Origin of the sequence: Paraconexibacter sp. (assembly GCF_041602235.1) — a bacterium.
Taxonomy (GTDB): domain Bacteria; phylum Actinomycetota; class Thermoleophilia; order Solirubrobacterales; family Solirubrobacteraceae; genus Paraconexibacter.
Window position 1 is genome coordinate 1 of the sequence record NZ_JBFIGP010000116.1, and the last position, 10596, is coordinate 10596.

Genomic DNA, 10596 nt, shown 5'->3' on the forward strand with positions numbered 1-10596 from the left:
CCGTTCATCCGCTCGGTCGGGATCGCCGGCATGCTGATCCCGGCGGTGTCGGTGCTCGCGGCGATCACGCTGCTCCCGGCGCTCCTGGCCGTGCTCGGCGAGCGGATCAACAGCATCCGGCTGCTGCCGAAGCGGCTCGTGGACCACGGACACCCCGAGGAGCGGGCCTGGGGTCGCTGGGCGCGATTCGTCAACGCGCGCCCGCGACGGATCGCGGCCGTCGGGCTCGCGATCACCGGCACGCTCGTCTTCTACGGCCTGCAACTGAATCCGAATGAGGCCCAGCTGAAGAACATCCCGGGCCAGGGCGACGCGATCGCGGGCCGCGACGCCCTCGCCGCGGCCGGGATCAGCCCGGGCGTGCTGAAGCCGCTCGACGTCCTCGTCGAGCACGGTGGCGACCCGGAGGTCGTCGCCGAACGGCTGCGCGACGTGGACGGCATCGCCGCCGCGGTCGCGCCGGACGACTGGCGCCAGGGCGACGCGGCGATCGTCGAGGCGTTCCCGGCCGTCGACGGCGCGGATCCCGCAATCGAGGCGATCATCGATCGCGCCAGAGCTGCGCTGCAGGGGACGAACGCGACCGTGGGCGGGACCGCGGCCGTCGATCGCGACCTCGTCCACGCGATCTACGACAACTTCCCGTATCTGCTCGCCTTCGTGCTGGCGCTGACCTACGTCCTGCTGGCGCGTGCGTTCCGATCGCTCGTGCTGCCGCTCAAGGCCGTGATCCTCAACCTCGTCTCGCTCGGGGCAGCGTTCGGGATCGTGGTGCTCGTCTTCCAGCTCGGGCACGGATCGGGGATCTGGGGGATCGACGCGATGCAGGCGATCAACCCCTGGATCCCGATCATGATCTTCGCCTTCCTCTTCGGCCTCTCGATGGACTACGAGGTCTTCATGCTCTCGCGCATGCGCGAGGCCTACGACGAGACCGGCTCCACGGAGCGGGCGATCGAGCTCGGGCTCGCCCGCACCGGCAAGCTCGTGACGAGCGCCGCGCTCGTGCTCATGTGCGCCTTCCTGGCGCTCTCCACCGGCCCCGGCTTCCTGATCAAGGAGCTCGCGATCGGGCTCGCCGCCGGCATCATCTTCGACGCGACGGTGGTCCGCGCCCTGCTCGTCCCCGCGCTGATGCGCCTGCTCGGCGACGCGAACTGGTGGATGCCCGGTGGGCGCGCCGCCGGCTCCTCGTCCGGACGCCCGAAGAGCTTCCCCGGCACGCCGCTCACGGAGAGCCCAGTTCGAGGCACCCGGGGCGCACCTGCGAAGTCGTCGGGTCGGCGCGCAGGGAGTTGACCCGCTGCGGGGCCGTACGAGCGCGACCACCCAGCGTCGTGAGCGCGATCATCCCCGTTCGCTCGCGCGCGGGGGAGCCGTTGCTACGGTCCGTGGAAGATGCAGGACACAGCGGCTGACGCCCGTCTCTGGGAGATCGATGCCCTGCGCACCACGGCGATGGTGTTGATGGTCGTCTACCACGTCGGATACGACGTGCACATGCTGGCCCCGCAGGTCGCTCTGGACCCGTTCGAGGGCGGGTGGCGGGCGCTGCAGATCACGACGGGTTCGCTGTTCCTCGGCGTCGTCGGAGTCAGTTTCTGGATCGCGCACTCCCGGGCCGTATCGCGAGGTATCGCGGGACTGGGGCTGTGGCGGGCACACGCGGCGCGCGCCGTGGAGGTACTCGCGGCGGCCGCCTTGGTCTCGTTCGCGACGCTGGTCGCGCTCGGTGGTGATGATGCCGTGCGCTTCGGCATCCTGCATCTGATCGGGGTGCTGATGCTCGTCGTGTTGCCGCTGACGGTCCGCCTCGGGGTGTGGAATGCGGTGCTGGGAGCGTGCGTCGTCGCGGTCGGGATCGCCATGGACGCCCGCAGCGATGTGCCGGGGGCGCTCGTGCTGGGGTTCATTCCGCCCGAGAAGGGGGTCGACTGGTATCCGCTCCTGCCGTGGGCCGGCGCAGCCTTCGTCGGCATCGCTCTCGGGTCCGCGCTGTATCCCGGCGGTCAGCGCGGTCCGTCGCTGCGCCTGTTGGTCACGGCTCCGCGGTCGAGGCTGTTGGCGGGCGCTCCGGGGCGGTACTCGCTGCCGTTCTACCTCGTCCATCAGCCTGTCCTCATCGCCTTGACCGCAATGACCCTCGCGCTCGTCGGCACCGAGATCGATCCGTCCTGACACGGAAACCGCGGCAGACGGGCCGCGGGCGACGATCGGTCGCGCAGCGGGTAGGACACCGGTGATGCCGACCCCGGACGACCACACGGCCGCGCGCCGCGCGATCCTCGAGCTCCTGGCCCGGCGCGACCCGGACCTGACGATCTGCCCGTCGGAGGCGGCGCGCGTCGTCGCGGACGGCGCGGACTTCCGGCCGCTCATGCCCGTCGTGCGGGAGGCCGCCAAGGCGCTCGTGCAGGAGGGCCGGATCGAGGTCACCCAGGGCGGCGAGTCGGTCGACCTCGACGTCGCGCGCGGGCCCATCCGGCTGCGGGCGGTCGGGGCGGACGGGTGAGCGGTCGGCCCGACCGTCCTCAGCGGCAGGAGCCGTAGGTCCGGTGTCGCACGAGGCGCCGGCCCTTGCGCGTCGTCGCCCGGACCGTCACCTTGGCGCCGGCGGCCGGTAGCCGGACGTGGATGGCGTGCCGTAGCGCCCGACCCCGGATCAGCCGCACGCGCTTGCGGCCGACGTACACCCGCACGGAGCGCAGGCGGTCGCCGCGCGGGGCCCGGACGCGCACCCGCACCCGACGGCCCTGACAGCGCGGCGAGAGCGCGATCGGCGCGGGCTGGCTGATGCGCAGCGTCGAGGTCCCGGCGGGCAGACTCACGCTCGCGGCCGTCCCGTCCGTGCGGACCTCGACCGGAGCGCCGTTGCGGGTGACCGTCGTCGCGCTGCCGAAGCTGCCGCGCAACCGCAGCTCCAGTGGCGCGTCGGCGGTGACGGCGGCGTCGATCGTGCCGTACTCGGGCAGCCGCATGCGGCGGACGTCGAGCCCCGCCGACGCGAGGTTCGTCGTGCGCATCGCGAAGGCGTCGGAGATCGGCTCGGGCCCGCCCGGTCGCCAGCGGCGCGCCTGCCGGGTGTAGGTGCGTGCCCCGTTGAAGAGGGCGCCAGCCGCGACCTCGGTCGGCAGCGTCTCGTGCGCGCGGTCCGCGATCGCGCCGGACGTCACGTCGATCGTCCCCATCGCAGGCGTGCGATCCGGGTCCGCGAGCCGCAGATCGCTGACCCAGTAGGCGTGGTCGGAGCGCAGCCCGTAGCGGTCGTCGCTCACGAGCCCGTTCAGCACGTAGGTCACCCGCCGCGGGTCGCGGTCCACGGCGCTCGCGGTGCGGTTCAGGCTGCGGTATCCCTCGCGCACGAACTGGCGGTACTCGGCGTGACCCTCGCCCGGGTTCGTGCTCTGGAAGTGCCAGAAGTCGTAGCGGTAGCCGAGGTCGTCCAGCCGCCGGGCGCTGCGGGTCGTGATCGCCACGTCGACCAGCGGATCGTCGAGACCCGACGACGCCAGCACCGGCACGTTGCGCAGGCTTGCGAACGCGTCCCCGATGCCGGCAGCCCCGGTGTGGACGCCGAGGGTGGCGGCGGCCTCCGGGATCGAGCAGATCTCCGGCGCGATGTTGGGGAAGATCGCTTTGAAGAGGTCCGGGAACTGCGTGGCGAGCTTGTAGGTGCCGAAGCCGCCCATCGAGGACCCGGTCAGGAGCGCGTGGCGCGGATCGAGGCGGTAGTGCGACGCCACGTCGGCCCAGGCCTCGAACACGTCCGCGCCCGCCATGCCGTAGTAGCAGTACGTCATGCCGCGCGCGTTGGGCAGGACCATGATCGACGGGTGGCCGTCCTCGGCCAGCATCTGCCAGACGGAGAGCGGCGGCTCGGTGCTCCCACCCTCGAAGTGGTTGTGGTTGGAGTTCGCGCCGTGCAGGTTGATCACCACGCCGTAGCCGTCGGCCGGGCGGGACTGGGCCGGGACGTACACGGAGTAGGGCTGCAGGCGCCCGGAGAACTGGTACGTGCACTCCGGCGGGTCGCACGCGTAGTTGCCCACGATGTCCCCGCCGGCTGAGTTCCCGCGACCCTGGACCGCCTCGTAGTGGCTGACCAGGATGCGATTCATCGGGCCGGACTGCGGGACGCCGGTCTCGTCGTCGGTCCGGGTCGCGAGCTTGCGGAAGTCGACGTCGGCGTGCAGCGGGCTCAGGTCGCCGGCGGCCAGGGCCTGCTTCTGGCTCGCGTCCATCCACGTGTTCTGCACCCACGGCCCCGGCTCGCGGAAGGCCACGTTGTAGAAGGCGGGCTTGCCAGGGTCGGGGCGCAGGTACTCGCGCTTGGCCGTGTCCCACAGCCCGACCGCAGCGCCCACGCGCACGGTCCGCCCGCGGGGATCGAAGGCGGTGTGCGGGACCTCGATCTGCACCTGCCGTCGCTCCAGGTCGGTGGTGACCTTCGGCGCGGGAAGAGCCGTCCCGTCGCTCGCGCGCACCGTGTCACCGGCGCAGCCACTGGCCGTCACGAAGACCTCGGCGGCCATCGTCGCCCCCGCGTTGTGGGGCATCGCCTGGGCGCGGTCGCCGCCCCCGAGGCCGATCGTGACGGCCGCCGCGTCGGGGTCGAGCATCGAGTTCAGCGTCACGCGGATGGCCGTGGCCTTCTTCAGCTGCCGGACGCGTACCTCGACGATGTCGGCGGCGTTGCGGGCCAGTCGCGCGGGGTCGTCGGGGTAGGACAGCGCGCGATCGTCGTACAGGAAGTCCTGGTAGAGGAACTCACCGTCGCGGTACGCGCTGGCGCCGGAGATCAGGATCGGCTGGGCCTTCCAGGTGCCGGTGTTCTCGAGCTGCGGTGACCGCACCAGCTCGCGGTGCAGGATGTCCGGGCCGGTGCCTGCCGGTGCCAGCGAGGGCCGGTTGTCCGCCGGGACGTACCCGGTGCCGTTGGAGGGGGGCGAGGCGGGACAGGCGGACGCGGTCGCCGGCAGCGCGAGCGCGCCTGCGGCGACGAGGACCCCGAGAAGGCGCATGCCCGCTGCAACGTCGGTGCGGTGCGAAACGTGCGGTCCGGGCCCTGCCGGGCTCGAAGGGCCGTCCGGGGTTGCACCGCGGCGCTACAGTCGGACCACGCATCGAGTCGACGACGGTCGGTGGTGCACGTGACGCTCATGGGGTGGAGAGGACGGATCGCCGGTGCCGCGCTCGCGGTGGTGTCGGTCGGCGCCATCGGCGGGGGAGCGGCGCCGGCGAGGACCAGCGGACCGCAGCCGGAGGCGACGCGCGCGGTCGGGGGGTCGCCCAGGGCTCTCACGGCGCGCGTTCTCCTGCGCGCGCCGGCGGGGCTGCGGGCCACGAGCACGGACGCCGCGCGCATCACACTCGCGTGGCGCAACCGCGCCCGCGGCGCCACCCGCACCCGCATCACCTGGCGCGCCGCGGGCAGCCGGCGATGGCAGGGCCGCTCGGTCCGCGCGACCACGCGGCAGGCGACGCTGACGAGGCTGCGTCCGAACACGCGCTACCTGGTCGCCATCAAGGCGTGTCGCGGCGCACGCTGCGGCGCATCGGACCGCGAGTGGGCGCGGACCTCGGCGACCGGTCCCCCGGGTACCCCGGGCGGGACCTCCACCGTCGGCGGGTGCACCGTCTTCCCGGACGACAACGCGTGGAACCGGCGCGTCGACACGGTGCCGGCGCACCCGAACTCCGCCGCGCTCATCCGGTCCATCGGCGCCGAGCGCACGCTGCACGCGGACTTCGGCTCCGGCCGGTACGGCGACTACGGCATTCCCGTCACCGTGGTGCCGGCAGACCAGAAGCCGGTGCCGATCACGTTCACCGCCTACGGGGACGAGAGCGACCCCGGGCCCTACCCGATCCCGCCCGACGCGCGGGTCGAGGGCGCCCGTGACGGCGCCGACGGCGACCGTCACGTGATCGTCGTCCAGCGCGGCGCCTGCAAGCTCTACGAGCTGTACCGCGCGCAGCGTCGTGCCTCCGGCTGGGCCGCCGACAGCGGCGCGGTGTTCGACCTGTCGAGCAACAACCTCCGGCCCGCCGGGTGGACCTCGGCCGACGCGGCCGGCCTGCCGATCCTGCCCGGCCTCGCCCGCGCCGACGAGGCGAGCGCCGGGGTCATCGCCCATGCCCTGCGGTTCACGGTGCGCAAGACGCGGCGCGCGTACATCGCACCCGCACGGCACTTCGCGTCGTCGGACACCGACCCCGACCTGCCGCCGATGGGATTGCGGGTCCGCCTGAAGCGCTCGTTCAGCCTCGCGGGCTACACGGGGCAGGCGCGGGCGATCCTCGTCGCGCTGCGCGACTACGGGATGATCGTGGCCGACAACGGGTCGGACTGGTTCATCAGCGGCACGCCGGACCCCGCGTGGGACGACGACGATCTCGACCAGCTCAAGCGGGTGCCGGGATCGGCGTTCGAGGCGCTCGACACCGGGCCGGCGGTGACGGGCTGACCCGGCGGTCGCACGTCCGCGTTGCCGCCGACTATCGTCGTGCGTCGATGACCCCCGACGAGGCAGCTCCCCTCTGCAGTCACTGCGGCCGGCCGCTGCGCCCATCGCTGCGCGGCTTCTGCGCACGCTGCGTCACGACGCCCCGCCAGCGGCGCAAGCTCGGTGAGCGCTCACCCGACGCGATGGGCGGCGAAGGACCCGTCGCCCGCGCCCTGGACATCGTGCTGGGCATCGGCGCGCTCGCGATCGCCCTCACGGTCGTCGTCTTCCTCGGGCTCTGGCTCGGGTGGCCGATCGCGCTCGGCGCGGTCCTGGTGCTCGCCATCTTCGGCGCGGTGTTCGTGGGCTGATACGCGCGGCACGCCGACCTGCGTCAGGCCGAAGCCGGTCCCGCGCCCTCGTCCCGGGCGGCCGGCTCGGCCCCGGTCAGACCACAACGCGTCGGTGTCGGCCCGGTACGGTGGCGCGATGACACCGGACGTCGGGGCGGCGCCCCGGACACCGAAGGGGGCGCGCACCGCGGCACGCATCCTCGACGCTGCGACGACGGTGCTCGATCGCGATGGGTTCGGCGGCGTGACGCTCGGGCGTGTGGCGGACGAGGCGGGGATGGACAAGCGCAGCGTGCTGTATCACTTCGGCTCCCGTGAGGCGCTGTTGCTGCGCGTCGTGGGAACGGTGGGCGACCGTCTTGCCGCGAGCATCGCTGCGGACGTCGATGCGGCCCGCGGCGCGGATCCCGCCGATGCGTTCGTCGCAGCCATCTGGGACGCGGCCCGGTCCGACCAGCCCACGATCCGCGCGTACTTCGCCCTCGTGGGTGGAGGCGCGGAGAGCGCCGAGGTCCAGGGCGCGCTGCGGGACTTGAACGACGGGTACGAGCGGCTCGTCGTCGATCTCGTCCAGCGGGCGGACGGCGCGGGGGCCGGGCCGCCCTCGGAGGCCCAGCGGCGGCGCGGTGCGCTGGTGGTCCTCGTGCTGCGGGGAATGCTGCTCGAGCTGATCGAGCGAGGCGAGGGGCCGGGTACGGCGGACGGGCTGGAGCTGCTGCGCGCGATCATTCGCGATGAAGCACCAGCGTGTATTTCGCACCGATCGGGGTAAACGGCTGGTAGCCTCCACCGGCGATGAGCGTCGTTGTCGACGACCGACCGACCGAGGCACGCGCCGGGTCTGCGTCACCGAGTGGGGTGTTCGCCCGTCTGGGGGCGTTCGTCGTCGGTCGCCGGCGCCTCGTCATGCTCGCGTCGCTGATCGTCGCGCTCGGTGGTGCCGCGCTCGTCCCGGCCTTCACGTCCGGGCTGCTCGGTGTCGGGTACGAGATCGAAGGCTCGGAGTCCCATCGCGTCAAGCAGGCGCTCGCCGAGGCGACGGGGACGACGGAGCGCGCGATGCTCGTCGTCGAGGTGCCCTCCTCCTCCGCGCGCGCGGTACGCGGGGCACTGCAGCGGGCGACCGATGCCGTGCGTGCCGTCGACCCGGGGCTGACGATCATCGGTCCCGGGCAACCCGGCGGCGGCGCGTTCTCTGCCGACGGCCGCGCGGCGACTGCGGTCGTCGGACTCACCGGCGAGGCGAGTGAACGCCAGGAGACGGCCGCAGCGCTTCAGGGGGCGATCGACGCCGCCCTTCCAGCCGGCGCCGACGGTGGGATCACCGGGAGTTCGCCCCTCCTCGCGGACCTCATCGAGGTCGAGCATCGCGACATGCTGGGAGCGGAGGCCGTCGGCCTGCCCGTCGCCGCACTCGTGCTGCTGGTGGCGTTCGGCTCGGTCGTGGCGGCCGGGCTTCCGCTGCTCATCGGGGTGTGCAGCCTGGTGATCACCTTCGGGATCGTCGCGATCCTCATGGTCTTCCGCGACTTCAACATCTTCATCGAGAGCCTGATCACGATGGTCGGCCTCGGCGTGGGGATCGACTACGCCCTGCTCGTCGTCCGGCGTTTCCGGGAGGAACGCGCTGCCGGGAACGAGTCGGGTCCGGCGATGGTCATGACCATCGCGACCGCAGGCCGCACGGTCGCCTTCTCCGGGGCCATCGTGGCGACGTCGATGCTGCCCGTCCTCGCGCTCGGCGCGTCGTTCTACACCGAGGTGGCGACCGGCGTGATGATCGTGGTCGCCGTCGCGGTCGCGCTGACCCTCACCCTGCTGCCGGCGATCCTCGTCACGCTCGGGGACCGGCTCGAGCGCGGTCGTCTCCCGCGTCTCGCGCCGGTGCGTCGCCGTCGCCGTCGCGACGGGTGGGCGCGCTGGGCGCGGTTCGTCATGCGTCGCCCGTGGCCGATCCTCGTCGCCGGTGTCTCGCTGCTGGTGCTCGCGGCCAGCCCGGGACTGCGGCTCGAGACGGGGCTGGACCTGGGGGCGCGGGCCATGAAGGCCGAGGAATCGGTCAAGGCGCTGACCACGCTCCAGGCGCGCTTCCCCGAGGCAGCGCTCGTCCAGGTCGAGATGCTCGTCGAGGCGGAGCGGGCTGAAGGTCTGCCAGCGGCGCGGGCCGCCGCGATGCGAGTCGCGCAGGCCGATCCACGACTCGCCGATCCGAGGGCGCTCGACCTCGCGTCGGATCGGGCGCTCGTCGTCGCGGCGCCGACAGTCGGCGTGGACACCGGGGAGGCCGACGCCCTGATCCGCGACCTGCGCGCGGACCTCGCGGCCACGCGCGGACCCGCCTCACGGACGTTCGTCGGAGGCACGACGGCAGAAGGCGTCGATTTCACCGACCGGGTGAGCGACATGACGCCTGGGATCATCGCGCTCGCTCTGGCGTTGAGCTTCGTCCTGCTGCTCACCGTCTTCCGCAGTCCGTTGCTGGCGCTCAAGGCGATCGTCCTGAACCTCCTCACGATCGGCGCGGCCTTCGGCCTCGTGGTCCTCGTCTTCCAGGAGGGGCTCGGCGAACAGGTCCTCGACTTCACGAGCCCGGGATTCGTCCAGTCGTGGTTGCCGCTGAGCATGTTCATGCTGCTGTTCGGCCTGTCGATGGACTACGAGGTGTTCATGGTGACCCGCATGCGCGAGGAGTACCTGCGGACCGGCGACACCACCGAGGCGGTCGCCCAAGGGCTCCAGCGCACGGGCGTCGTGGTGACCTCTGCGGCCGCCATCATGGTCGCGATCTTCAGCTCGTTCATGCTGACCTCCATCCCGGAGATGAAGCAGATGGGGTTCGGACTGGCTGCGGCGATCCTCATCGATGCGACCGTCGTCCGCGCGGCGCTGGTCCCGGCGATCATGCGCCTCGCCGGGCGCTGGAACTGGTGGATGCCGCGCTGGCTGGACCGGATCGTCCCGCGGCTCGAGCACTGAGCCACCGCGGCCCGAACCCCGGTCCTTCCGGGGACTCACACGGCGGCCGCGGGCACCGTACCCAGCAGCGACGGGGCTCCATCGCGGAAGAAGCACACGTAGCTGGTCTTCGCCGCGTGACCGGTGACCTCGCTGACGCGGTGCTCGATGCCGGGCCGGATCCGGAGCAGCACGGCGTCCCCCGGCACGAGGTGCGCCGCGCCGCCGGTGCCCAGCGGCTCCTTCGTCGCGCTGTCGCGCACGGTCGTCTCGCCGCCCTCGAAGGGCTCCGGGCTCAGGTTGATGCTGAGCGCGGCGACCCGTCCGTCGATCACGTCCGTGTGCCAGTCGCCGACGTGGCCCGCACCCGGGACCATGCGGTACACGCGGCCGACCATCGCGGCGGGGCGTTCGGTCGCGGTCAGCGCGCCGACGAGCTCGCTGAGCGCGGGATCGCTCGTCAGGAGCAGCAGCAGAGCAGAGGTGGCGTCCTGCTCCATGATCTGCTCGCGCCGGTTGGTGGCCGCGATCAGGTGCTCGCGAAACGTGGCAGCCCCGATGCCGTCGAGAACCCGACCCAGCAGGTCGCCGCGGAGCAGGCCCGGCAGCCGGACGATGTGGTGTCGAGCGAAGTCCCGCTCGACGTGGTCGCGTACCTCGAGGGTCGGGCACGCCACGCTGGCGGCGGGGAGGGGCACCGCAGAGGTAGAGGGTGCTCAGGCTGTCAGCCGGCGCTTCCGATCTCGACGATGTCGAAGCCGCCGCCGGGTCCGCCCTGGGTCAGGTCCTGGAAGGACCCGAGCGTCGTGAGCGCCGGTGCTTCGTACGGGGTGCCCTCACCG

10 protein-coding genes are annotated in these 10596 nt (G+C 72.6%); 7 read left to right on the forward strand and 3 right to left on the reverse strand.

What is annotated here, in order from left to right:
• The 3 genes from ABYE80_RS10905 to ABYE80_RS10915 form a co-directional block, all read left to right on the forward strand.
• The coding region (locus ABYE80_RS10905; protein ID WP_372790303.1) for an MMPL family transporter at window positions 1–1299 on the forward strand (1299 nt) is incomplete at its 5' end.
• Between the two features lie 99 nt (window positions 1300–1398).
• On the forward strand, window positions 1399–2178 hold the full coding sequence (locus ABYE80_RS10910; protein ID WP_372790304.1) for a heparan-alpha-glucosaminide N-acetyltransferase: 780 nt from the start codon (window positions 1399–1401) through the stop codon (window positions 2176–2178).
• 64 nt (window positions 2179–2242) lie between these two features.
• Window positions 2243–2512, forward strand: a complete 270-nt coding sequence (locus tag ABYE80_RS10915; protein WP_372790305.1) for a DUF3253 domain-containing protein — start codon at window positions 2243–2245, stop codon at window positions 2510–2512.
• 19 nt (window positions 2513–2531) lie between these two features.
• Here ABYE80_RS10915 and ABYE80_RS10920 read toward each other — a convergent pair whose 3' ends face one another.
• A complete protein-coding gene (locus ABYE80_RS10920) occupies window positions 2532–5021 on the reverse strand; it encodes a hypothetical protein (protein ID WP_372790306.1) in 2490 nt (829 codons plus the stop codon).
• A 123-nt stretch (window positions 5022–5144) separates the two neighbouring features.
• Here ABYE80_RS10920 and ABYE80_RS10925 point away from each other — a divergent pair, with 123 nt between their 5' ends.
• From ABYE80_RS10925 to ABYE80_RS10940, 4 genes are all read left to right on the forward strand, one after another.
• Window positions 5145–6467, forward strand: a complete 1323-nt coding sequence (locus ABYE80_RS10925) for a fibronectin type III domain-containing protein (RefSeq protein ID WP_372790307.1) — start codon at window positions 5145–5147, stop codon at window positions 6465–6467.
• A 47-nt stretch (window positions 6468–6514) separates the two neighbouring features.
• Window positions 6515–6817, forward strand: a complete 303-nt coding sequence (locus tag ABYE80_RS10930; protein WP_372790308.1) for a hypothetical protein — start codon at window positions 6515–6517, stop codon at window positions 6815–6817.
• A 118-nt stretch (window positions 6818–6935) separates the two neighbouring features.
• A complete protein-coding gene (locus tag ABYE80_RS10935; RefSeq protein ID WP_372790309.1) occupies window positions 6936–7571 on the forward strand; it encodes a TetR/AcrR family transcriptional regulator in 636 nt (211 codons plus the stop codon).
• A gap of 23 nt (window positions 7572–7594) precedes the next feature.
• The gene (locus ABYE80_RS10940; RefSeq protein WP_372790310.1) at window positions 7595–9775 is read left to right on the forward strand and encodes an MMPL family transporter; all 2181 of its coding nucleotides are present in this window, start codon (window positions 7595–7597) and stop codon (window positions 9773–9775) included.
• Between the two features lie 35 nt (window positions 9776–9810).
• Here the strand turns inward: ABYE80_RS10940 and ABYE80_RS10945 are convergent, their stop codons facing one another.
• Entirely contained in the window at window positions 9811–10452 is a 642-nt protein-coding gene (locus tag ABYE80_RS10945; protein WP_372790311.1) for a 2OG-Fe(II) oxygenase, read from the reverse strand.
• A 26-nt stretch (window positions 10453–10478) separates the two neighbouring features.
• The coding region (locus tag ABYE80_RS10950) for a lasso RiPP family leader peptide-containing protein (RefSeq protein ID WP_372790312.1) at window positions 10479–10596 on the reverse strand (118 nt) is incomplete at its 5' end.